This is a genomic window from Streptomyces sp. NPDC057617, from assembly GCF_042800555.1.
In the GTDB taxonomy this organism is placed as follows: Bacteria; Actinomycetota; Actinomycetes; order Streptomycetales; family Streptomycetaceae; genus Streptomyces.
In genome coordinates, this window is record NZ_JBHVGV010000007.1 from 283,149 (window position 1) to 305,007 (window position 21,859).

The window sequence follows — 21,859 nt, forward strand, 5'->3', positions numbered from 1 at the left end:
ACAGCAGTTACGTCACTACGGCTGTTACGTCGTGGCCGCGGCCGGGAGTGTGACCTCGAACCGGCAGCCTCCCGTCACATTGCGCACATCCGCGCGCCCCGCGTGCGCCTCCACGATGCCCCGGACGATGGCGAGGCCGAGACCCGCGCCCGCCGGCGGTGTACGGGCCTGGGTACCGCGCCAGCCGGTGTCGAACACCCTCGGCAGATCCTCCGCCGGGATACCGCCGCAGCCGTCCGTCACGGAGAGCACGACACAGTCCTCGCGCCGTTCGGCGGCCACCGCGACCGTGCCGTCCGCCGGGGTCCGGTGGATGGCGTTGACCAGGAGATTGGCGAGGACCCGGGTCATCTCCTTGCCGTCCACCTCGACCGGAACGGCCTCGATACGGTCCCCCACCAGCCGTACGCCGTGCTCCCGCGCGAGCGGGTCGGCGCCCGCGAGCGCCTCGCCGACCAGGTCGTACACGGACATCCGGGTCGGTGCGAGGGCGAGCGCGCCGGCGTGGATACGGGACAGCTCGAAGAGATCGCCGACCATCGAGTTGAGCCGCTCGACCTCGGCTCTGATCTGCCGAAAGTAGCGGTCCGGGTCCTGGACCACGCCGTCCTCCAGCGCCTCCGACATCGCGCGCAGACCGGCGAGCGGAGTCCGCAGATCGTGCGAGATCCAGGCGACCAGCTCGCGGCGCGAGGTCTCCAGCGCGCGCTCCCGCTCCCTGGACGCCGCCAGTTTGGCGCTGGTGGCGGCCAGCTCCCGGCCCAGTGCGGCGAGTTCGGCGGTGGAGTCGCCGACCGGTACGGCGAAGCTGCCGCCGTCGCCGAACGAGCGGGCCGCCAGGGCCAGTTCATGGCTACGGGCGACCACCCAGCGGCCCAGCAGCAGCGCGGTGGCGAGGGACACGACGGCGGCCATGGCGGCGACGGTGGTGACGACGCTCAGGTCGTGCGTGGACAGAAACATGGCCTGCGCCACGACCAGCGTGCCCGCAAGCATCGCGAGCACGGTGACGGCGGCGACGACGGTCAGCGAGACGGCGACGCTGCGGTTCCGCAGCAGCCGCAGCACCAGCGCCCCGACGAGCCCGGCGCCGCCGGCCCCGAGAAGCGCGAAGAGAGCGATGAGCACCATGTCACGCATGGCGCGGGGCCTCCGGTGCAGGTACGGGGGCCTCGGGTGTTGGTACGGGTACGGGGATGGCGGCCGGATCACCGGGCGGGCCGGAAGCCGAACGGGCCGGCGGTACCGGCGCCGGGGCGTCACCTCGTACGGGCGGCCCGTCACCCCGTACGGCCATCGCGCCAACACCCCGTACGAGCGCCTCACCGTCACCGCGTACCGGCACCGCGTCCGTGGCCGGGGGCGGATCCGTGGTGGCCGGGGTGTCGAAGCGGTAGCCGACGCCCCAGACCGTCTGGATCAGCCGGGGTTTGGCCGGGTCGTTCTCGATCTTGCCGCGCAGCCGGCGTACATGCACCGTCACCGTCGACAGATCGCCGAAGTCCCAGCCCCACACCTCACGCATCAGCGTCTCGCGGTCGATCGCTCGACCCGGGTGGCGCATGAGGTGGGCGAGGAGATCGAACTCGCGCAGAGTGAGTGAGATCACCCGGCCGTCCTTGGTGACCCGACGGGCCACCGGATCGAGGGCGATGCCCGCGCTGCGCAGCACCGGGCCAGGCGGCCGTCCCGCGCCGGTACGGCCGCGGCGCAGTACGGACTCGACCCTGAGCACCAGTTCGCGCGGGCTGAAGGGCTTGGTCACATAGTCGTCCGCCCCGACCTCAAGACCCAGGATCCGGTCGTCCTCGTCGCCCCGGGCCGTCAGCATGATCACCGGTACAGGCGCGTCGGCCCGCAGTCTCCGGCACACCTCCAGGCCGTCCATGCCGGGCAGCATCAGATCGAGCACCACCAGCGCGGGCGGACTCGCCGCGGCGAGCCGCAGCGCCTCGGGTCCGTCGGCCGCGCGGTCCACGGAGAAACCGGCGCGTTCCAGATAGCCGGTGACGACCTCGGCGACGGTGGGATCGTCGTCGACGACCAGGATCGTGTGCATGCGTATCAGTCTCCTCGGGCGGTGCGCGGGCCATCGCCCTTCCCTCCTTACGAAACCATGACGTCACGGGACGATGGCGTCACGGGACGATCGCGTACGGTCACGTCCCGTTCGGCGTCCTGTTCGGCGTCCCACCCAATGTCCGATTCGACGCCCCACCCAACGTCCGACTCGGCACCCCATCCGACGTCCGATTCGTTCAAGACCGGGCCGGGCCGGCGCTTCTACCGTGGGCGCATGACCACTACTCCGCATACTCCGAGCACCGCCCCCACACCCGATGCGCCGCGGCTCACCCCGCGGCTCGACGCGATCGGGCTGGTCGTCGCCGACATGGCCGCCTCCCTCGCGTTCTACCGGGCGCTCGGCGTGCCCGTACCCGCCGATGCCGACACCGCGCCCCATGCCGAGGCGTCGCTGCCCGGGGGCCTCCGGATCCTCTGGGACACCGAGGAGACCGTCCGCTCGTACGATCCCGGCTGGACCCGGCCGGAGGCCGGCGGGCGGGTCGGGCTGGCCTTCCTGTGCGGGAGTCCGGCCGAGGTGGACGCCACGTACGACGCTCTGGTCGCGGCCGGCCACCGGGGGCATCTCAAGCCGTGGGACGCGGTGTGGGGGCAGCGTTACGCGGTGGTCCTGGACCCGGACGGCTGTGAGGTCTCGCTGTTCGCCGGGGCCGCGTAGGCGTTCGCCAGCGCCGCGTAGGCACCGAGGGTGAGCCCGGCCAGATCGCGGGTCTCGCGGGCGAGGTGCGCCTGGTCGGCGCAGCCCGCGGCGAGCGCGGCCTCGGCGTACGGCTCACCCGCCCGTACGAGCGCGAGGGCGCGCTGGAGCCGCAGCACCCGGGCGAGCGTTTTGGGGCCGTAGCCGAAGGCGTCGAGAGAGCGGCGGTGGAGCTGCCGGGCGCCGAGGCCGACGGCCTCGGCGGTGGCCGCGACCGTACGTCCGGCGTTCAGGCCGTCGACGACCGCCCGCAGCAGCGGGTCGGGCGGCCCGGCGGTCGCCGCCCTGCGCAGTGCCACGGCCTCCAGCGCCTCCGCCGGGTCCGCGGCGGAGGCGAGCCGTGCGGTGAGCCGGCGCACTTCGGCGGGTGACCAGAGATCGGCCAGTTCCACGCGCCGGTCGCGAAGTTCGTGCGCGGGTACGCCGAGGAGCGCGGGCGCGGTCCCGGGCGCGAAGCGCACTCCGGCGCAGTACAGCCCGTCGAGGCCCTGGGGCGCGTACGCCTGCGTGTCGGGCCCGGCGACCAGCAGTGTGCCCCCGATCCACAACAGGTCCATACAGCCGTCCGGCAGCACGGGATACGGCACGGATCCGCCGCCCGCCGGCACGGTCCGCGTCCAGACGACCGCGCCGTCGAGCCGCGATGCCCTTTCGTCGTACACACGGATGAGGCTAAACCCTCCCCGAGCCCACGCCCATTGATCCAGAATGGACGGTCCGGACGGTCCGGTCCCCGGGCAGCGGCTCCCGGGGGCGTGCGGGCGAATCGATCACGGGGCGGCGATGACAGCACTGATGGAGTTCACCACCGACAGCGGGGCCACGGTCCTGGTCGAGGTCGAGCGCGACGCGCCCGGCGCCAGACCGGTCGGGCGCGGCGGCAACTCCCTGGCGCAGGCGGGCCGTACGTTCGACGAGGCGCTCCAGGGGATCCGTACGGCGGCGGAGTCGGCCCTCGCGGTGTTCCGGGACGGGGCGCTCCAACCGGACGGTGTGGAGCTGGAGTTCGGGGTGAAGCTCGTCGCGGAGGCCGGGGCGGTGATCGCCAAAACCTCGGCCGAGGGGCATATGACGGTGAAGCTCTCCTGGAATCCGGGAGCGTCCGGAGCAGCCGGGACCGATCCCGCAGCTACCGGAACCGATGCCGGTGCGCAGCCAGGAACAGCGGCGCAGCATCCGGGAACGGCCAGGCAGTGACGCGTTCCCCGGCCTGGCACGCGCGGATCGACATCGACGGCGCGGTGGAGGGCTCCGGCTTTCTCGTCGCCGACCGTACGGTGCTGACCTGCGCCCATGTGATGCGTTACCGCGACCGCGCGGAGGTGGTCTTCCCCGGCGCCCCCGAGGCCGGCCCGATTCCGGCCCGGGTCGTGGACCGCGGCGCGTGGGCGGGCGGCGACCGCGACCGGGGCGATCTGGCCGTACTGGAACTGGACCGACCGGTCGACATCGCGCCCGCCGTCTTCGCCGCCCTCGGCGCGCCCTACGCGTCCACGGCCCCGAAGCTGGTGGCGTACGGCTTCCCCGACGGCTACGGCGAGGAAGGCGTCCAGAGCGAATTACGGGCCACCTCACGGCAGTTGATCAGCGACGAGTGGGCACAGCTCGAATTCTGGCGGGGCTACGGGCAGGAGACCGACCGCGGGTTCAGCGGCGCGGCCGTGATGCTGGAGGGCGGCGGCACGGTGGTCGGCATGGTCGTCGCACACGACCCGGTGACCCGCAACGGCCGGATGATCCCGGCGCAGGTGCTCGCCCGGCACTGGGCGGCGCTGGCCGATCTGGTGCCCACGCCCGGCTATCCGGCGGAGGAGAAGCGGCGGCTGCGCGAGCTGGTGGCCCGCTGCCCGGCTCTTCCGGGGCCGCTCGGGCCCCTGGTGCGCGCGGCGGCCGGGCCGCTGGGGGTCGAGCCGCCTGCGGTGGAGCCGCGCAGTGTGTGGGAGGCGGTCTGGTATCTGCTGTCGGAGTCGACACCGGGGCCGGGGGTGCTGCCGCTCGCCGAACTGGCGGTACGGCTGGCCGGGTTGGCGGGTTCGGCCGGCGACGAGAGGCTGGCCCGAGAGCTGCGCGACTGGTCGCACGCGCACCGGTCGCGCCACGACGCCTCGCCGCCGCTCACCGCTCCACCGGTCTCCGAGCCGCCCGTACCGCTCGTACCTCCGGCAGCCCCCTCCAGGACAGAACACACGCCCCTCGCTCCGCCGCCCCTCCATGCGCGCGGGCGCCTCGCACCCGAGGCGCCCGCCCGCCGCTGGTCGCCCATCCTGGTGGAGATCAGACGCAGCGGTGCCGACCGCGGTGCCCTGCTGGTGGAGGTGTCCGCGTACCGCGACGGCAGCCGCCGGCTGGTCGGTCAGCAGCGGCTCGCGAAGCGGGAGGTACGCGGCTGGGTGCTGGAGCGGATCGACGACGCGTTCGCGGAGATCGACACCGAGGGCAGGGAACTGATCGCGTTCGCCCTGCCGCGCGGCTGGCTCAACCAGCCGGTCGACCAGTGGACGGGGCGCAAGAGCATGAGCACACCGCTGGGGTGCGTGGCGCCCGTGGTGGTGATGGATCACGACCGGCGGGCCAGCGGCCGGCTCCAGTACCGGCTGAAGAAGGTCTGGGACGTGCTCGACCGGCAGCCGGGCTCGGCCGTCCACCGGATCACCTGTTCGGGGACGGTCAGGCCCGAGCGGCTGACCGTACAACTCCAGGATGTGGCGGGCCCAGTGGGGCTGACGAGACCGCCGAAGAGCCCGCGCGACCGGGCGCTGTACGGTGCGGTGCTGGACGCTCCGGCGCCGATCGTGCTGTGGCCGCGCACGGGCTGTCCCGGGGGTGCGCTGTGCGGGGCGTCCTGCCAGGGCGAGGAGTTCCTGAACAGGCTGGCCGACCAGCTCTCCGTACTTCCGCCGGGTGAACTGCCCGAGCGCATCTTCGAGTTGCGCAAGCGGGCGTTCCACCATGAAGGTCCGGATCCGCACTGGGCGGCGGAGCTGTCCTTCGTCTGGGACGATCCGCGGTGGTTCCCGGATGTCGCCCGGCTGAGCCGGTCGCCGGTGAGCTGAGCCGACGGCCTTGACACGGCCCTTGGCACGGCACGTGGCACCCGGCCCTTGACACCCGCCGCACGCGAACCCCAGACCTGGAGAGTCCGAATGTCCCTGTGGCCGGTCTACACCGGAGCCGACGAACCGCACGACGGTGTGGCCGAGTTGCCCGAACCGCCGCCCTGGCGGGCGTTCAACGGCGGGCCCGTCGTCGAGCCGCCCCAGGACGACACCACGCCCTCGCCGGACCGGGTGCACCGGGCACGGGCATACCGCGCGACGGAGGAGAGCATCCAACTGGTCAACGCCGCCCTGTACTTGCGTCGACCGCTGCTCGTGACGGGACCGCCGGGCAGCGGCAAGTCGAGCCTGGCGTACGCCGTGGCAAGGGAGTTGCGGCTCGGGCCCGTGCTGCGCTGGAACATCACCAGCAGGAGCGCCCTCGGCGACGGTCTCTACCAGTACGATCCGCTCTCCCGGCTCTACGCCGCCGGGCAGGGCCCGGACGGGGGCGGCAGCAACGGTGGCGGGATCGAGGACCATCTCCGGCTCGGTCCGCTGGGCACGGCGCTGCTGCCGTACGAGAGGCCGCGGGCGCTGCTGATCGACGAGATCGACAAGAGCGATCTGGACCTCCCCAACGATCTGCTGAACGTCCTGGAGGAGGGGCAGTACGAGATCCCCGAACTGGTCCGCGCCGCGCGGACGCGCCCGCTCGCCGAGGTGCTGGTGGCGGACTCGGACCGGCTGGTGCCGCTGGAGCGCGGACGGGTGCGCTGCCGTGCGTTTCCCTTTGTGGTGCTGACCAGCAATGGCGAGCGCGAGTTCCCGCCGGCCTTCCTCAGGCGGTGTGTGACGCTGGAGCTGAAGCAGCCGGTGGCGGAGCATCTGGAGTCCATCGTCCGGGCGCATCTCGGTGAACTGGACGAGCAGGCACATGCGTTGGTACGCCAGTTCCTGGACCGGGGCAGGGCGGGCGAGCTGGCTACGGACCAGTTGCTCAACGCGATTTATCTGACGAGGACTTCGGGGCTGGACGCGGCATCGCGCGACGAACTGGCGGACCGTCTGATGCGCCATCTGAGCCGGGCACCGGAAGCCGATGACTTCTGACGCCGCGCATTCCGCCCCTTCCGGTGCCGGGTCCGCGTCCGCTGAACTGGTCGCGCTCCGGGAGGTGTTGACGGCAGTCGGCGGTGAGCCGCCGACCGGGCGGGAACTGGCGGAGGCGCTGTGGCTGGCGGCACGGATGCGGTCGGGGCGAGGGGCAGGGTCAGGACCGGAGCTGGGGCTGAGGCCGGGAGTCGAGGCACCGGTTGAGGCACCGCCACAGGCCGTGACGAGCACCCCGCCTCGCGGGGAGCCCGACCAGCCGGACTCCCCGCCGACCGCTCAGGAACCTCCCACCGCACCACCGCCACCGGACCGGGTGGAACTGCGCACACCCACACCGCCGCTGTTGGCACCCCCGCCCGCGCTCCCGGGCGGCGAGTCGACCGTACTCGCCCCCGCTCCCCCGATGCTCTCCCGCCCGCTGGCGCTCCAGCGCGCGCTGCGCCCCCTGCGCAGAACAGTCCCCTCGGCGCACGAGCGGGAGCTGGACGAGGCGGGCACCGCCCACCGCATCGCCGCGCTCGGTGTCCCGCGCGGCCGGTGGCTGCCGGTGCTCAGGCCCGCGCCCGAGCGCTGGCTCCATCTGCGGCTGGTGCTGGACGACGGCCCGACCATGGCGATGTGGCGACCGCTGGCGCGTGACCTGTTCACGGCGTTCGGGCAGACGGGTGCCTTCCGTACGGTCGAGTGGGTACGGCTCGGCGCGGACGGCACCGTACCGCCCGGGCAGTGGTCGGCCGGGCGTACGGCCGTGCTGGTCATCAGTGACGCGATGGGGCCGCAGTGGCGCGAGGGGCCAGCGGGGCGCAGGTGGTACCGGACGCTGCGGAACTGGGCGCGCAGCCTGCCCGTCACCCTGGTCCAGCCGCTGCCGGAGCGGATGTGGCAGCACACCGCCCCGGCGCCGGTGCCGGGCCTGTTCAGTACGCCGGGGCCCGGGGCGCCCAACGGCGCGCTGCGCTTCCGGCCGTACGACGGGGAGGCGCGGGGCGTGCCCGTACCGGTGCTCGAACCGGCGCCCGAGTGGCTCGCGCACTGGGCCGGGCTGGTGGCCTCGCCCGGGGGCGGCGAATTCCCGGGAGCGGCGGCCCTGTTGCCGTCGGGGCCCTGGCCCGAGCCGCGCGACGGCGGGGAGGGTCTGGTGCCCGGGGACGCACCCGCCGAGGAACTGGTACTGCGCTTCCGCTCCGTCGCTTCTCCGCAGGCGGTACGGCTGGCGTCCCATCTCGCCGTGGGCGCACCGCACTTGCCGGTGATGCGGCTCGTACAGGCGGCTGTCGAGACGCGTCCGCAGCCGCAGCATCTCGCGGAGGTGGTGCTGAGCGGCATGCTGACGGCGGTGCCGGGCCCGGCCGGTTCGTACGCGTTCCGCCCCGGCGTCCGCGACCTGTTGCTGAGCGCGCTGCCTCGTACGGGACTGGCTCGTACGGTGGGGCTGCTGGAGCGGGTCGGGGCGGAGATCGAGGTACGCGCGGGCACGGCCCCGGGCGAGTTCCGTGCGCTGCTCGGGGGCGGGGGCGGGAACGGTACGGGGGCGGGGGACGCTGCCGGCCGGGCGGCGGGCGACGCGTTCGCGCTGGTGAGCAGGGAGAGCGTACGGCTGCTGCGAGGGCCGGAGCCTGTACGTGAACCGGAGCCCGAGCCGACAAGCGCACCGGAGCCGGAACCCGCGCCTGACACCGACGGTCGGCTGCTCGCCAGGCGGTACCGGCTGCTGGAGATCCTCGGACGCGGCGAGCAGAGCGTGGTGTGGCGGGCGTACGACCAGCGGGAGAACCGCCCGGTCGCGGTGAAGCTCCTCCACCCCGGCGGACCACAGGTCAAGGCGGTGTCGACCAGGGCACAGAACCTCCACCTCCGCGAGATCCGGGCCGCAGCCGCCCTGCGGCACCCCGGCATCACCCCCATCCATGACTTCGGCGTGGCCGACGACACCACGTTCTTCCTGGTGATGGAGCTGCTGAACGGCAGAAGTCTCGACGAGCTGATGGCCGAGTCGGGCCACCGCCCACTGCCCGTGGCCGACGTCGCCGACATCGGGCACCAGGTGCTCGACGCCCTCTCGCACGCCCATCGCCAGGGCATCTGGCACCGTTACCTCACCCCGGCGAACATCGTCCGGCTCACGGACGGCACGGTGAAGATCCGCGGCTTCGGCATCGCCCGCACCGGCCTCGACAGCACCCGCACCTCGCAGGTGTCGCGCATGACCGTGGCCAGAGGCGCACCGAAGTACATGTCGCCCGAGCAGATCGGCGGGGACGGTGTCGACCAGCGCAGCGATCTCTATTCGCTCGGGTGTGTCCTGTACGAACTCGCCACCGGGGAACCGCCCTTCGACTACGAGGACACCTGGCGGACGCTCCTCGCCCACCGCGACTCGGCGCCCGTACCGCCCCGGCAGTTGAGGCCCGGACTGCCGGCTGCGCTGGAGACGGCGATGCTGGCACTGCTCGCGAAGGACCCGGCGGACCGGGGGCGCGGTGCCAACGCGCTGATGTCGGGGACCCTGGCGGCCGCATGGGAGTATGGGGTGCTGGGCCCGCTCAAGGCCCTTCAGGGACGCCAAGACCGCACTCCCACGACACCTGCGGGACGGATTGTCCTCGGCAGACTCCTGCTGACCACTGGCCACAGTACGACCGTGGAGGCGTTGGGTGAGGCTCTGGGGGGTGTCCCCCCACGAGAGGTGATCGAGGCTGTCGACGGCCTGATCGCGGAGGGCCATGCCATCGAAGTGGCCGAAGGAGTCTACCGGCTGCGCCTCGACACCGAGCTGGACTTCACCACCGCTCTACGGGTGACCGTAGAGGCGAAGAACGCGGCGGATTCGGGCGATCACCGGCGCGCCCTCGGGTTGTACGAGGCGGCCCTGAGCCAGTGGTACGGCGAGCCGCTGGCCGACGCCGAAGGCGGCTGGGCGCACCAGCAGCGCGAAAAGCTGCAGGACTTACGCCAGTTGCTAGGGGTGGCCCGCGACATGGCACGGTTCATGGCAAAAGCTCATCGCGTCGGCTCGTCCTCCGCCGTTCCGAGCACTGGCATGCACCTCACCATCCGCAGCGGGGTGGCCCGGGACCAGCAGCAGACCCACCACGGTGTCCTCTCCGCCCTCCGCGACGCCTGCGCGGAGACCCTCGGCGATCCCACTGATTTCGATCGAGACCTGACCCTCCGGATGGTTGCCCGGGCGGGAGACACCGTCCCCGACGTCCTGCGGCGGCTTGAGGGCCCGTTCATCGAGATCCTGATGAACGCGCTCTCCCCGCTCTCCTTCACCCAGGCGATCCCCATGTCCGTCCTGCTCCACACCGCCCCCACCGAAGCGGGCACCGTCGCACTGGGGGCCGCCCTGCCGTTCATCGAGTCAGCGACTGCCGGAGAGTTCACCCTGCTGATCGGACTGCCCGACGCCTTCTACCAGCAGGCCGGTACTCCCTCCGACTACCAGCCCTACGAGGCGGACGGCGCCGACGGCACGACCTACCAAGGCTGGTACACGGTCATCCGCCGCCCGTACAGCAAACCCGAACGCCGCACCTTGCTGCGCCGCCTCCTGGACGGCTTCGGGAACACCGACGGCTGAGGGCTGCCCGTACCCCCCACCCCTCACCGCATCTTGTCCCGATCCCGGTCCCGCTCCCTGTTCTCCCGTACCCCCTGCAACCGCGCCTTCACCCGTGCCTTCACGTCATCCGGTGGCAGAAACCTCGACCATCTCTCCGGGAACTCGGACGGCATCCCCGGATCCGACCCCTCCTCGTCGTCCTCGATCGCGCCCCGCGTCTCCGCTGCCGCCGCCGCGAGGGCCACCAGTTCCGCCGCCTGGGCCGCGCGCAGGCGTTCGTTGGAGGCGCGGGCCGCCGCCGTGGCGACCGACGGCCAGACGCGGTCGATCGCCGCGTTGACCGCCGCGCCCACCAGGACCGCGAACGCGGAGACGCCGATCCAGAGCAGCACGGCGATCGGCGCGGCCAGCGAGCCGTAGATGGTCGGGCCCTCGACCGTACTGGTCAGATAGATCCGGAGCAGGAAGCTGCCCAGCACCCACATCCCCAGCGCCACCAGCGCGCCCGGCACATCCTCTATCCACCGGCGGGACCTGGCCGGGACCGAGACGTGGTAGAGCGTGGTCAGAAAAGCGACGGAGAGCGATATCACCACCGGCCAGTAGAGGACGCTCACGACCTCCGTGCCCCACGGGACGATCTCGACGACCCGGTCGGGCCCGACCACTGCCAGCGGCAGCACCACCGCGCCGATCAGCAGCGCCACGAGAAAGAGAAGAAAGGCGAGCAGCCGGGTGGCGACGATGCCGCGCCGGCCGTCGAGTCCGTACATCACCGTGATGGTGTCGACGAAGACATTGACCGCCCGGGAGCCGGACCAGAGGGCGATCGCGAAGCCGAGGGAGATCACATCGGGGCGGCCGCCGTGGGTGATGTCCTCCAGCAGCGGTTTGGCGATCTGGTTGACCCCCCGGTCGGAGAGCACCGTGCTGGCCGCCCCGAGGATGTTCTTCTCGATCGAGGCGACGGTGGCGGTGCTGGTCCAGTCGTCCACGTAACCGAGCAGCCCGATGAGACCGAGCAGCAGGGGCGGCAGCGAGAGCAGCGTGAAGAACGCCGCCTCGGCCGCGAGGCCCAGGACCCGGTATTCGATGCACGAGTTGACCGTGTCCTTCAGCAGCAGCCAGGCCATACGACGCTTTGAGACATTGCGGTAGAGGACGCGGGCCCGGTGGAGCCGACCCGCTGGCCGCTCGGGTGTTTCTTTTGCTGCCTGCACCTCCTTACCGTATCGGCATGGCAGCGAGCACCCACACAGTGACCAACCAGGTTCCGCCCCTGGTGGGGTACGACGTCTTCAGTGCCGACCGGGCCCTTGTGGAGGGGGTGGAGCGGCATGCCGCGCCCGCGCTCCTCGACGGGATCCGTGCGGAGCTGACGGCCCTCGGCCGCACCGCCGGATCCGCCGGGGCCCAGGAGTGGGGGGCACTGGCCAATGAGTACCCGCCGAAGCTCCGTACCCATGACCGGTACGGGAACCGGATCGACGAGGTCGACTTCCATCCGGCCTGGCACCAGGTGCTGGGGCGGGCGGTGGAGGCGGGGCTGACCGACGCCTGGGGCCGGCCGGGGGGCCATCTGCGCCGGGCGGCCGGCTTCTTCGTGTGGACGCAGGTGGAGGCCGGGAACGGCTGTCCGGTGTCGATGACGCACGCCGCGGTGCCGGCGCTGCGCACCGATCCCGCGCTCGCGGCCGAGTGGGAGCCGAGGCTGACCTCCCACCGGTACGAGCCGGGGCTGCGGCCGGCCGGGGAGAAGGCCGGGGCGCTGTTCGGGATGGGCATGACAGAGAAGCAGGGCGGCAGTGACGTACGCGCCAATACGACGGGGGCGCGGCCGCTGGACGCGGAGGGCGAGTATCTGCTCACCGGGCACAAGTGGTTCTGTTCGGCGCCGATGTGCGACGGTTTTCTGGTGCTGGCGCAGGCGCCGGGCGGGCTGACCTGCTTCCTCGTACCGCGGGTCCTGGCGGACGGGACGCGCAATGTGTTCCTGATCCAGCGCCTCAAGGACAAGCTGGGGAACCGGTCCAACGCGTCGGCGGAGGTCGAGTTCGACGGGACCTGGGCGCGCCGGGTCGGCGAGGAGGGCCGCGGGGTGCGCACCATCATCGAGATGGTGGCGGCGACCCGGCTCGACTGTGTGCTGGGATCGGCGGCGCTGATGCGGCAGTCGGTGGCGCAGGCGGTGCATCACGCCACATACCGCTCGGCGTTCGGCGGTGAGCTGATCGGCAAGCCGCTGATGCGGAACGTACTGGCGGATCTGGCGCTGGAGTCGGAGGCGGCGACGACGCTGGCGCTGCGGCTGGCGGCGGCGTACGACGCGGTCCAGGACGGTGCCGCCGACGCTGACCACGAGCGGGCGTTCCTGCGGCTCGCGGTGCCCGCCGCCAAGTACTGGGTGACCAAGCGGTGCACACCGGTGGCCGGTGAGGCCCTGGAGTGTCTGGGCGGCAATGGTTATGTGGAGGAGTCGGGAATGCCGCGGCTGCTGCGCGAATCCCCGCTGAACTCGATCTGGGAGGGCTCGGGGAATGTGCAGGCGCTGGATGTGCTGCGGGCCCTCCAGCGCGAGCCCGAGGCGCTGAACGCCTTTCTCCAGGAGGTGGGCAAGGCGCGCGGCGCCGACCACCGGCTCGATGGCGCGATCAAGGATCTGCTGACCGAGCTGGCGGATCTGACCGGGATCGAGGCGCGCGCCCGGCGGCTGGTGGAGCGGCTGGCGCTGGTGCTCCAGGGTTCACTCCTGGTGCGCTGGGCACCGTCGGAGGTGGCGGACGCGTTCTGTGCCTCGCGGCTCGGCGGGGACTGGGGTACGGCCTTCGGCACTCTGCCCCACACCCTTGACCTGGCCTCGGTGGTGGACCGGGCGCGGCCCGTCGGCTGAGTCCGGACAAGGCTCGGTGCCCGGGCGGGCGGGGCGCGCGGGGCAAGCCAGAGGTGGTGCTGCGCCGACACGGCACCACCTCTGACTCGTACTCACTTTCTTGTACGTGTCTGCTACTCGCCAGAGTTGCAAGCCGTTGCAGAAGAACCGATTTGGCGCCACCGGTGGCCGGGGAGCCCGATGAAGTGGCTGGGGAGCCCGATGAGAAACATTCCGCTCACTGACGCACTCAGTGGCTCACTCAGTGACGCACCGCCCAGGAACGGGCCGCTGCCGCCCAGGAACGGGCCGCTCGATCTGGCGCGGCTCAGCGCCATGGACGGCGCCCAGGCCACCCGTCTGCTCCATGAGATACGGGAAGCGGTCCTCGCGGGCGAGCGGCCGCCGGTGGCGCCGCGGCCGGTGATCGACGCGTCCTGGCGGCGGATGTTCCGGATGGGGGCCGATCCGGAGCGCCACGACTGCGGAGCGCTGCTGGAGCAGGACGAGCTGGAGCACCGCAGACGCGCCTCGGCGCTGGGCGAGGTCCTCCGTACGATCGTCGGGTCCCTCAGCGAGATCATCGAGCCCTCGCTCCAGATCATGGTGGTCACCGACGAGGAGGGGCGGGTGCTGTGGCGGCGGGGCAGCCTGGGCGGGCTGCGTCAGTCGAACGGGATCTGTCTCGAAGAGGGCGCGGCCTGGTCCGAGCACTCCACGGGCACCAACGCCATCGGTACGGCGCTGGCGGTACGGCGGCCGGTACGGGTCCACTCGGCCGAGCATTTCGCGCACACGCTGCACACCTGGACCTGCGCGGCCTCACCCGTGCACGATCCGCGGGACGGGCGGCTGCTGGGCGTGGTGGATGTGAGCGGCCCGGCGGCCGGCTTCCATCCGATGACGCTGGCGCTGGTCACCTCGATCGCCCGGCTCGCGGAGAGCGAGCTGCGGGAGCGGCACGGGCGGGCCATCGAGCGGCTGCGGTCGGTGGCGGCGCCGATCCTGTGCCGGCTGGGCAGGGCGCGCGCCCTGGTGGTCGACACGCACGGCTGGACGGCGGCGGTCACGGGGATGGCGCCGGTGGACCGGCTGCCGTTACCGAAGTCCTTCGGGGCGGGCCCGGTGATGCTGCCCTCGCTGGGCCTGTGCACGGTCGAGCCGCTGCCCGGCGGCTGGCTGGTACGGGTCGACGAGGAGCACCGGCCGGCCTCCGACGCGCCGAGCCGGGTGGTGCTGGATCTGAGCGGGCCCCGCCGCTGGTCGATCGCGGTCTCCGGGTCGGCGGGGAGCTGGACGCAGGAGCTGACCCCGCGCCATGCCGAGCTGCTCTATCTGCTGGCGGTGCACCGGAACGGCCGGAGCGCGGCGGAGCTGGCGGCGGACGTCTTCGGCGACCCCACTCGAACGGTGACGGTACGGGCGGAGATGTCACGGGTACGGCGCCATCTGTCGGGCGTGCTGGCGCACCGGCCGTATCGCTTCAGCGAGGGGATAGAGGTGGCGGTGGTCGGCCCGGAGGACCCGGCTGACCTGCTGCCGCGATCGACGGCCCCGGCGATCCTGAGCGCGCGGTGCTCACCGCGTACATGAGGAGCGGGGGGGGCGAGGGGGCGGCTTCGTGCGTAGTCGGGGCGCATGCTTCGCTGACGGTATGAGCATCGACCGTACGAGCGTCGCCGTGACCACCTGGTCCCTGGAGCAGACCTCCCCCGCGGATCTGCGGCCCGCCGCCGGGCCGCCGGGCGAGGTGCGGATCGTACGGGCGGAGGTGCCCTCGCCGGAGTTCAGCCGGTTCCTGTACACGGCCGTCGGCGGCGACGTCCACTGGACCGACCGGCTGCCGCTCTCGTATACGCGGTGGTACGAACTGCTCTCCCGGCCGGGCACCGAGACCTGGGTCGCGTACGAGCGGGGCACCCCGGCCGGCTTCATCGAGCTGGAGGCCCAGCCGGAGGGCACGGTCGAGATCGCCTACTTCGGCCTGCTCCCGGCCTTCCGGGGCCGCCGCATCGGCGGCCATCTGCTCTCGTACGGCACGGCACGCGCCTGGGACCTGTCCGACCGCTGGCCCGGCCGCGAGCCGACCAAACGCGTCTGGCTCCACACCTGCTCCAAGGACGGCCCGCACGCCCTGGCCAACTACGAACGCCGGGGCTTCACCCTCTTCGACACCAAGGTCGCCCAGGAACCGGAGACGAACCCCCCGGGTCCCTGGCCGGGCGCCCACGCGTAACCGCTCGCGGATCCCCGTACGCTCCTCGCACGCCAAACCCGCCCGGCCCGTGACAGGGGACACATTGTCTCGGGGAGTGGGACTGTGGCGTCCAGGATATGGAAGGTGGTGGACTGGCCGGAGATGTGCGTGACACGCTTCCGTCATGTCGAGAGCTGGAATTGCCTTGGTGAGTCGGCGGCACGTCGATCTCGGCCGCGTGTCCAGCGCCATCTGTCCGGCGGGCTGAGAGTCCCAGCGCCGCCGTTTTCCGCTGTTTCCGTACCCTCACGTACGCCCGCCTGCCCCGCCGCGCACCGACGCGCCCACCGCGTGAGTGTGCGGCTCAGAGCCGCCCTCCTGCATGTCTCGAAGGACGTACCCGCCATGGCCGCCACCCCGGAAAAGCCGTCCCCCGCCACGCCCCGCCGCAAGGTGAGCCGTCACCGCGGTGAGGGCCAGTGGGCCGTCGGGCACTTCACTCCGCTCAACGGCAATGAGCAGTTCAAGAAGGACGACGACGGTCTCAATGTGCGGACACGCATTGAGACGATCTACTCCAAGGCCGGCTTCCACTCGATCGACCCCAATGATCTGCGCGGACGCATGCGCTGGTGGGGGCTGTACACCCAGCGCAGGCCCGGGATCGACGGCGGCAAGACCGCGATCCTGGAGCCGGAGGAGCTGGACGACGAGTACTTCATGATGCGGGTACGGATCGACGGCGGGCGGCTGACCACCGAGCAGCTCCGGGTGATCGGACAGATCTCGGAGGAGTTCGCGCGCGGGACGGCCGACATCACCGACCGGCAGAACGTCCAGTACCACTGGATCAGGATCGAAGACGTGCCGGAGATCTGGCGGCGCCTCGAAGCGGTCGGGCTCTCCACGACCGAGGCCTGCGGGGACACGCCCCGGGTCATCCTCGGTTCCCCGGTCGCCGGGATCGCCGAGGACGAGATCATCGACGGCACCCCGGCGATCGACGAGATCCACCGCCGGATCATCGGGAACCCCGACTTCTCGAATCTGCCGCGCAAGTTCAAGTCGGCGGTCTCCGGATCGCCGCTGCTCGATGTGGCGCACGAGATCAACGACATCGCGTTCGTCGGGGTCAACCACCCCGAGCACGGCCCCGGCTTCGATCTGTGGGTGGGCGGCGGTCTTTCCACCAACCCCAAGATCGGCCAGCGGCTCGGCGCGTGGGTGCCGATCGAGGAGGTCCCCGATGTCTACACCGGGGTCATCTCGGTCTTCCGTGACTACGGTTACCGCAGGCTGCGCACCCGCGCCCGGCTGAAGTTCCTGGTCGCCGACTGGGGTACGGAGAAGTTCCGCCGGATCCTGGAGGACGAGTACCTCAAGCGGAAGCTGACCGACGGGCCCGCGCCCGAGCAGCCCGTACAGCAGTGGCGCGACCACGTCGGGGTGCACCGCCAGCGGGACGGCCGCTTCTACGTCGGGTTCGCGCCCCGCGTCGGCCGGATCGACGGCGCCACGCTGACCAGGATCGCCGAGCTGGCCGAGGCGCACGGCTCGGGCCGGCTCCGTACCACCGTCGAGCAGAAGATGATCGTCCTCGATGTGACCGAGGACCGGATCGACTCGCTGGTGGCCGGGCTCGAAGCGCTCGATCTGCGGGTCAAGCCGTCGCCGTTCCGGCGCGGCACGATGGCGTGCACGGGCATCGAGTTCTGCAAGCTGGCGATCGTCGAGACCAAGCTGCGCGGCGCGACGCTGATCGACGAACTGGAGCGCCGTATCCCGGACTTCGACCAGCCGATCACCATCAATGTCAACGGCTGCCCGAACGCCTGCGCCCGGATCCAGGTCGCCGACATCGGCCTCAAGGGCCAGCTCGTGCTGGACAAGGACGGCAACCAGGTCGAGGGCTTCCAGGTGCATCTGGGCGGCGCGCTGGGGCTGGAGCCGGGCTTCGGCCGCAAGGTGCGCGGGCTGAAGGTCACCTCGGACGAGCTGCCGGACTACATCGAGCGGGTGCTCGGCCGCTTCCAGAAGGAGCGCGAGGAGGGCGAGCGCTTCGCCACCTGGGCGGCGCGCGCCAGCGAGGAGGCGCTGTCATGAGCGGGACCCGGCGGGAGGCGCTGTCATGAGCGAGCGCGCTGCTCCCTTCTACTGCCCCTACTGCGGCGACGAGGATCTGCGCCCCAGCGAGCAGGGCCACGGCGCCTGGGAATGCGCGGCATGCAACCGGGCCTTCCAGTTGAAGTTCCTCGGGCTGCTCGCCCGGGGGCTCCAGCGCGGTGATCGCGGTGACGGAGGGGAAGAGACATGACGGCACCATCGGCACTGACGGAGACGGACGGCTCCCGGGACCTGGCCGCGCTCGCCGGGCGGGCGGGCCGCGAGTTGGAGGACGCCCCGGCCCTGGAGATCCTCCAGTGGGCCACGGAGACCTTCGGGAAACGTTTCTGTGTCACCTCGTCCATGGAGGACGCGGTGGTCGCGCATCTCGCCTCGCGCGCGCTGCCCGGTGTCGATGTGGTGTTCCTCGACACCGGCTACCACTTCCCCGAGACCATCGGCACCCGTGACGCGGTGGCCGCCGTGATGGACGTACGGGTGATCACGCTCACCCCCCGGCAGAGCGTCGCAGAACAGGACGCCCAGTACGGCCCGAAGCTGCACGACCGGGACCCCGACCTGTGCTGCGCGCTGCGCAAGGTCAAGCCCCTCGAAGAAGGCCTGACCGGATACGACGCCTGGGCCACCGGGCTGCGCCGCGACGAGTCCCCGACCCGGGCGAACACCCCGGTCGTCGGCTGGGACGAGAGGCGCGGCAAGGTCAAGGTCTCCCCGATCGCCCGCTGGACCCAGGACGACGTGGACGCGTACGTCACCGAGCACGGCGTCCTCACCAACCCGCTGCTGATGGACGGTTACGCCTCGGTGGGCTGCGCGCCCTGCACCCGCCGGGTGCTGGAGGGCGAGGACGCGCGCGCCGGCCGCTGGGCCGGGCTCGGCAAGACCGAATGCGGACTGCACGGATGACGGACCGTCAGGACCATCAGGAGGGGCATGTGAGCGCGACGGAGCGGGGCGCCACGGTCTGGCTGACCGGACTGCCGAGCGCGGGCAAGACGACCATCGCGTACGAACTGGCCGCCCGGCTGCACGGCGAGGGACACCGGGTCGAGGTGCTCGACGGCGACGAGATCCGGGAGTTCCTCTCCGCGGGCCTCGGCTTCAGCCGCGAGGACCGGCACACCAATGTGCGGCGCGTCGGCTTTGTCGCGGAACTGCTCGCGTCGAACGGCGTCAAGGCGCTGGTGCCGGTGATCGCGCCGTACGCCGACAGCCGCGAGGCGGTACGCAAGCGCCATCAGGCCGAGGGCACCGGCTATCTGGAGGTGCATGTGGCCGCGCCGGTCGAGGTGTGCTCCGTACGGGACGTGAAGGGGCTGTACGCCAAGCAGGCCGCGGGCGAACTCCTCGGGCTCACCGGGGTCGACGACCCGTACGAGGCACCCGAGTCGCCGGATCTGCGGATCGACTCGCACGCCCAGTCCGTGGCGGAGTCCGCCGCCGCGCTGCACGCGCTGCTCACCGAGAGGGGTCTGGCGTGACCACAGTCGCGGCCGTCACCGAGGGCACGGACGCCCCGTACGCGCTGAGCCATCTGGACGCGCTGGAGTCCGAGGCGGTCCATATCTTCCGCGAGGTCGCGGGGGAGTTCGAGCGGCCGGTGATCCTGTTCTCCGGCGGCAAGGACTCGATCGTGATGCTGCATCTGGCGCTGAAGGCGTTCGCGCCGGCTCCGGTGCCGTTCTCGCTGCTGCATGTGGACACCGGACACAACTTCCCCGAGGTACTGGAGTACCGGGACCATGTGGTGGCCGCACATGGGCTGCGGCTCCATGTGGCCTCCGTACAGGACTACATCGACCGGGGTGTGCTGCGGGAACGTCCCGACGGGACGCGCAATCCGCTGCAGACCGTGCCGCTGACCGAGAAGATCCAGGACGAGAAGTTCGACGCGGTCTTCGGCGGCGGGCGGCGCGACGAGGAGAAGGCACGGGCGAAGGAGCGGATCTTCTCGCTGCGCGACGAGTTCTCGCAGTGGGACCCGCGCCGCCAGCGGCCCGAGCTGTGGCAGCTCTACAACGGGCGGCACGCGCCCGGCGAGCATGTCCGGGTGTTCCCGCTCTCCAACTGGACCGAGCTGGACGTCTGGCAGTACATCGCCCGCGAGGACATCGAGCTGCCGCAGATCTACTTCGCGCACGAGCGCGAGGTCTTCCTGCGCTCCGGCATGTGGCTGACCGCCGGCGAGTGGGGCGGGCCCAAGGGGACCGAGACCGTGGAGCGCCGCCAGGTGCGCTACCGCACGGTCGGTGACATGTCCTGCACCGGGGCCGTCGACTCGGACGCCACCACGCTGGACGCGGTGATCGCCGAGATCGCGGCCTCGCGGCTGACCGAGCGCGGCGCGACCCGCGCGGACGACAAGCTGTCCGAGGCCGCGATGGAAGACCGCAAGCGCGAGGGGTACTTCTAACCATGACGAGTGCCACCGGGCCCACCACCCCGCCGCCCACCGGATCCGCCGACGCTGCCTCCGCGCGCAACGGATCCGCCGAGCCGTACGGTCCCGCCGCGCAGAACGCTTCCGCACCGGCCGCCGCGCGCAACGGATCCGCGCCGACCGCCGGATCCCAGCCATCGGTCGCCGTGCAGAACGGTTTCGCCGAGCGGCTCTCCGCGACCACGCTCCTGCGCTTCGCCACCGCCGGCTCCGTCGACGACGGCAAGTCCACCCTCGTCGGCCGCCTCCTCCACGACTCCAAGTCCGTGCTGGCCGACCAGTTGGAGGCCGTCGAGCACGCCTCCCGCAACCGCGGCCAGGACACCCCCGACCTCGCGCTCCTCACCGACGGACTGCGTGCCGAGCGCGAGCAGGGCATCACCATCGATGTCGCCTACCGCTACTTCGCCACGCCCCGGCGCCGCTTCATCCTCGCCGACACCCCCGGCCATGTGCAGTACACCCGGAACATGGTCACCGGCGCCTCCACCGCCGAACTCGCCGTCGTCCTCGTCGACGCCCGCAACGGTGTCGTCGAACAGACCCGCCGCCACGCCGCCGTGGCCGCGCTGCTGCGCGTCCCGCATGTGGTCCTCGCGGTCAACAAGATGGATCTGGCCGAGTACGCGGAGCCCGTGTTCGCCGCCATCGCCGAGGAGTTCACGGCGTACGCCTCGGACCTCGGCATCCCGGAGATCACCGCCATCCCCATCTCCGCGCTCGCCGGTGACAATGTGGTGGAGCCGTCCGCGCACATGGACTGGTACGGCGGCCCGACCGTGCTGGAGCATCTGGAGACCGTCCCGGTCGGCCAGGACCAGGCGAACCGCCCGGCGCGCTTCCCGGTGCAGTATGTGATCCGCCCGGGGACCGCCGCCTACCCGGACTACCGCGGCTACGCGGGCCAGATCGCCTCCGGGGTGCTGCGCGTCGGCGACCCGGTGACCGTCCTGCCGTCCGGCCGTACGAGCACCATCGCGGCCATCGACGCGCTGGGCACCGGCAGCGGCCCCGGCTCCGCCGTGGACATCGCCTGGGCACCGCAGTCCGTGACCCTCCGGCTCACCGACGACCTCGACATCTCGCGCGGCGATCTGATCGCCCCCAGCGCGAACGCGCCCGCCACGACCCGCGAGGTGGAGGCGACGGTCTGCCATGTCGCCGACGCGCCATTGACCGTGGGGCAGCGGGTGCTGCTCAAGCACACCACCCGTACGGTCAAGGCGATCGTCCAGGACATCCCGTCGCGGCTGACGCTGGACGATCTCTCCCAGCACCCGGCCCCCGGGAAGCTGGTCGCCAATGACATCGGCCGGGTCAGGGTCCGTACGGCGGAGCCGCTCGCGCTCGACGCCTACGCGGACTCCCGCCGTACCGGATCCTTCCTGCTGATCGACCCCGCGGACGGTACGACGCTGAGCGCCGGCATGGCGGGCGACGCCTTCGCCGACGGCGCCGCGACGCGGGCCGCCGCCGGGACCGCCGACGACGAGGGCTGGGACTTCTGATGGTGATGGATGTGTTCGCGACCTTCGCGAAGGAGGGCGGCCGCGTCGGCAGCGGCGCACTCGGCGCGGGAACGGGCGGGGTGGCGCGATGTGCGTGAAGACGTACGCGCACCGCTCGCGCGCCCGCACCCCCCACCCGCCGTACCCGCACCTCCCGTACCTCTGCTGTCTCTCGCATCACCCGAACCCCCCGCACCGCCGAAGACCTGCCGACTTCCCGGCC

Annotated in this window: 19 protein-coding genes; 15 read left to right on the forward strand and 4 right to left on the reverse strand. The window is 71.9% G+C overall.

Annotated elements, in window-relative coordinates; all coding sequences use genetic code 11:
- Window positions 1-24: 24 nt before the first annotated feature.
- Window positions 25-1,140, reverse strand: a complete 1,116-nt coding sequence (locus ACFU9P_RS19680) for a sensor histidine kinase (RefSeq protein ID WP_376383418.1) — start codon at window positions 1,138-1,140, stop codon at window positions 25-27.
- Window positions 1,133-2,059 (reverse strand): response regulator, encoded by a 927-nt coding sequence (locus ACFU9P_RS19685; protein WP_384082389.1) that lies wholly within the window; start codon window positions 2,057-2,059, stop codon window positions 1,133-1,135. The genes ACFU9P_RS19680 and ACFU9P_RS19685 overlap by 8 nt, the downstream gene beginning before the upstream one ends.
- A gap of 237 nt (window positions 2,060-2,296) precedes the next feature.
- Between ACFU9P_RS19685 and ACFU9P_RS19690 the strand changes: the two genes are divergently transcribed.
- On the forward strand, window positions 2,297-2,743 hold the full coding sequence (locus ACFU9P_RS19690) for a VOC family protein (RefSeq protein WP_384082392.1): 447 nt from the start codon (window positions 2,297-2,299) through the stop codon (window positions 2,741-2,743).
- Here ACFU9P_RS19690 and ACFU9P_RS19695 read toward each other — a convergent pair.
- On the reverse strand, window positions 2,683-3,444 hold the full coding sequence (locus ACFU9P_RS19695; RefSeq protein WP_384082395.1) for a helix-turn-helix domain-containing protein: 762 nt from the start codon (window positions 3,442-3,444) through the stop codon (window positions 2,683-2,685). The two genes, ACFU9P_RS19690 and ACFU9P_RS19695, sit on opposite strands and share 61 nt — an antisense overlap.
- A gap of 121 nt (window positions 3,445-3,565) precedes the next feature.
- Here ACFU9P_RS19695 and ACFU9P_RS19700 point away from each other — a divergent pair, with 121 nt between their 5' ends.
- From ACFU9P_RS19700 to ACFU9P_RS19715, 4 genes are all read left to right on the forward strand, one after another.
- A complete protein-coding gene (locus tag ACFU9P_RS19700; protein WP_384082399.1) occupies window positions 3,566-3,979 on the forward strand; it encodes a CU044_2847 family protein in 414 nt (137 codons plus the stop codon).
- Window positions 3,976-5,835 (forward strand): trypsin-like peptidase domain-containing protein, encoded by a 1,860-nt coding sequence (locus tag ACFU9P_RS19705; RefSeq protein WP_384082401.1) that lies wholly within the window; start codon window positions 3,976-3,978, stop codon window positions 5,833-5,835. Before ACFU9P_RS19700 ends, ACFU9P_RS19705 begins: the two co-directional genes overlap by 4 nt.
- 90 nt (window positions 5,836-5,925) lie before the next feature.
- A complete protein-coding gene (locus tag ACFU9P_RS19710) occupies window positions 5,926-6,930 on the forward strand; it encodes an AAA family ATPase (RefSeq protein ID WP_384082404.1) in 1,005 nt (334 codons plus the stop codon).
- Window positions 6,920-10,516, forward strand: a complete 3,597-nt coding sequence (locus tag ACFU9P_RS19715) for an SAV_2336 N-terminal domain-related protein (protein ID WP_384082407.1) — start codon at window positions 6,920-6,922, stop codon at window positions 10,514-10,516. The genes ACFU9P_RS19710 and ACFU9P_RS19715 overlap by 11 nt, the downstream gene beginning before the upstream one ends.
- 23 nt (window positions 10,517-10,539) lie before the next feature.
- Here the strand turns inward: ACFU9P_RS19715 and ACFU9P_RS19720 are convergent, their stop codons facing one another.
- Window positions 10,540-11,718, reverse strand: a complete 1,179-nt coding sequence (locus ACFU9P_RS19720) for a YihY/virulence factor BrkB family protein (protein ID WP_384082410.1) — start codon at window positions 11,716-11,718, stop codon at window positions 10,540-10,542.
- A gap of 17 nt (window positions 11,719-11,735) precedes the next feature.
- Between ACFU9P_RS19720 and ACFU9P_RS19725 the strand changes: the two genes are divergently transcribed.
- The 10 genes from ACFU9P_RS19725 to ACFU9P_RS19770 all read left to right on the forward strand — a co-directional run bounded on the left by ACFU9P_RS19725 (window position 11,736) and on the right by ACFU9P_RS19770 (window position 21,636).
- Window positions 11,736-13,388, forward strand: a complete 1,653-nt coding sequence (locus tag ACFU9P_RS19725; protein WP_384082414.1) for an acyl-CoA dehydrogenase family protein — start codon at window positions 11,736-11,738, stop codon at window positions 13,386-13,388.
- A gap of 315 nt (window positions 13,389-13,703) precedes the next feature.
- Window positions 13,704-14,960 (forward strand): GAF domain-containing protein, encoded by a 1,257-nt coding sequence (locus tag ACFU9P_RS19730; protein ID WP_376383519.1) that lies wholly within the window; start codon window positions 13,704-13,706, stop codon window positions 14,958-14,960.
- 61 nt (window positions 14,961-15,021) lie between these two features.
- Complete coding sequence (locus ACFU9P_RS19735) at window positions 15,022-15,603, forward strand: GNAT family N-acetyltransferase (protein ID WP_384082417.1); 582 nt, start codon at window positions 15,022-15,024, stop codon at window positions 15,601-15,603.
- 145 nt (window positions 15,604-15,748) lie between these two features.
- Window positions 15,749-15,832, forward strand: coding sequence for a putative leader peptide (locus ACFU9P_RS19740; RefSeq protein WP_332836347.1), 84 nt, complete (start codon window positions 15,749-15,751; stop codon window positions 15,830-15,832).
- A 137-nt stretch (window positions 15,833-15,969) separates the two neighbouring features.
- A complete protein-coding gene (locus ACFU9P_RS19745; RefSeq protein WP_376383522.1) occupies window positions 15,970-17,667 on the forward strand; it encodes a nitrite/sulfite reductase in 1,698 nt (565 codons plus the stop codon).
- Between the two features lie 25 nt (window positions 17,668-17,692).
- The gene (locus tag ACFU9P_RS19750; protein WP_376383438.1) at window positions 17,693-17,878 is read left to right on the forward strand and encodes a hypothetical protein; all 186 of its coding nucleotides are present in this window, start codon (window positions 17,693-17,695) and stop codon (window positions 17,876-17,878) included.
- Entirely contained in the window at window positions 17,875-18,594 is a 720-nt protein-coding gene (locus tag ACFU9P_RS19755; protein ID WP_384082421.1) for a phosphoadenylyl-sulfate reductase, read from the forward strand. The genes ACFU9P_RS19750 and ACFU9P_RS19755 overlap by 4 nt, the downstream gene beginning before the upstream one ends.
- Window positions 18,595-18,623: 29 nt before the next feature.
- Window positions 18,624-19,169 (forward strand): adenylyl-sulfate kinase, encoded by a 546-nt coding sequence (gene cysC, locus ACFU9P_RS19760; RefSeq protein ID WP_384082710.1) that lies wholly within the window; start codon window positions 18,624-18,626, stop codon window positions 19,167-19,169.
- Window positions 19,166-20,101 (forward strand): sulfate adenylyltransferase subunit CysD, encoded by a 936-nt coding sequence (gene cysD / locus ACFU9P_RS19765; protein WP_384082424.1) that lies wholly within the window; start codon window positions 19,166-19,168, stop codon window positions 20,099-20,101. The genes cysC and cysD overlap by 4 nt, the downstream gene beginning before the upstream one ends.
- 2 nt (window positions 20,102-20,103) lie before the next feature.
- Window positions 20,104-21,636 (forward strand): sulfate adenylyltransferase subunit 1, encoded by a 1,533-nt coding sequence (locus tag ACFU9P_RS19770; RefSeq protein WP_384082427.1) that lies wholly within the window; start codon window positions 20,104-20,106, stop codon window positions 21,634-21,636.
- Window positions 21,637-21,859: the final 223 nt, after the last annotated feature.

Excerpts from the sequence above, each read along its gene's own strand:
- ACFU9P_RS19680 (WP_376383418.1), bottom strand. The coding sequence starts at position 1,140 with ATGCGTGACATGGTGCTCATCGCTCTCTTCGCGCTTCTCGGGGCCGGC.
- ACFU9P_RS19685 (WP_384082389.1), bottom strand. The coding sequence starts at position 2,059 with ATGCACACGATCCTGGTCGTCGACGACGATCCCACCGTCGCCGAGGTC.
- ACFU9P_RS19690 (WP_384082392.1), top strand. The coding sequence starts at position 2,297 with ATGACCACTACTCCGCATACTCCGAGCACCGCCCCCACACCCGATGCG.
- ACFU9P_RS19700 (WP_384082399.1), top strand. The coding sequence starts at position 3,566 with ATGACAGCACTGATGGAGTTCACCACCGACAGCGGGGCCACGGTCCTG.
- ACFU9P_RS19710 (WP_384082404.1), top strand. The coding sequence starts at position 5,926 with ATGTCCCTGTGGCCGGTCTACACCGGAGCCGACGAACCGCACGACGGT.
- ACFU9P_RS19715 (WP_384082407.1), top strand. The coding sequence starts at position 6,920 with ATGACTTCTGACGCCGCGCATTCCGCCCCTTCCGGTGCCGGGTCCGCG.
- ACFU9P_RS19725 (WP_384082414.1), top strand. The coding sequence starts at position 11,736 with ATGGCAGCGAGCACCCACACAGTGACCAACCAGGTTCCGCCCCTGGTG.
- ACFU9P_RS19730 (WP_376383519.1), top strand. The coding sequence starts at position 13,704 with ATGGACGGCGCCCAGGCCACCCGTCTGCTCCATGAGATACGGGAAGCG.
- ACFU9P_RS19735 (WP_384082417.1), top strand. The coding sequence starts at position 15,022 with ATGAGCATCGACCGTACGAGCGTCGCCGTGACCACCTGGTCCCTGGAG.
- ACFU9P_RS19740 (WP_332836347.1), top strand. The coding sequence starts at position 15,749 with ATGTCGAGAGCTGGAATTGCCTTGGTGAGTCGGCGGCACGTCGATCTC.
- ACFU9P_RS19745 (WP_376383522.1), top strand. The coding sequence starts at position 15,970 with ATGGCCGCCACCCCGGAAAAGCCGTCCCCCGCCACGCCCCGCCGCAAG.
- ACFU9P_RS19750 (WP_376383438.1), top strand. The coding sequence starts at position 17,693 with ATGAGCGAGCGCGCTGCTCCCTTCTACTGCCCCTACTGCGGCGACGAG.
- ACFU9P_RS19755 (WP_384082421.1), top strand. The coding sequence starts at position 17,875 with ATGACGGCACCATCGGCACTGACGGAGACGGACGGCTCCCGGGACCTG.
- ACFU9P_RS19770 (WP_384082427.1), top strand. The coding sequence starts at position 20,104 with ATGACGAGTGCCACCGGGCCCACCACCCCGCCGCCCACCGGATCCGCC.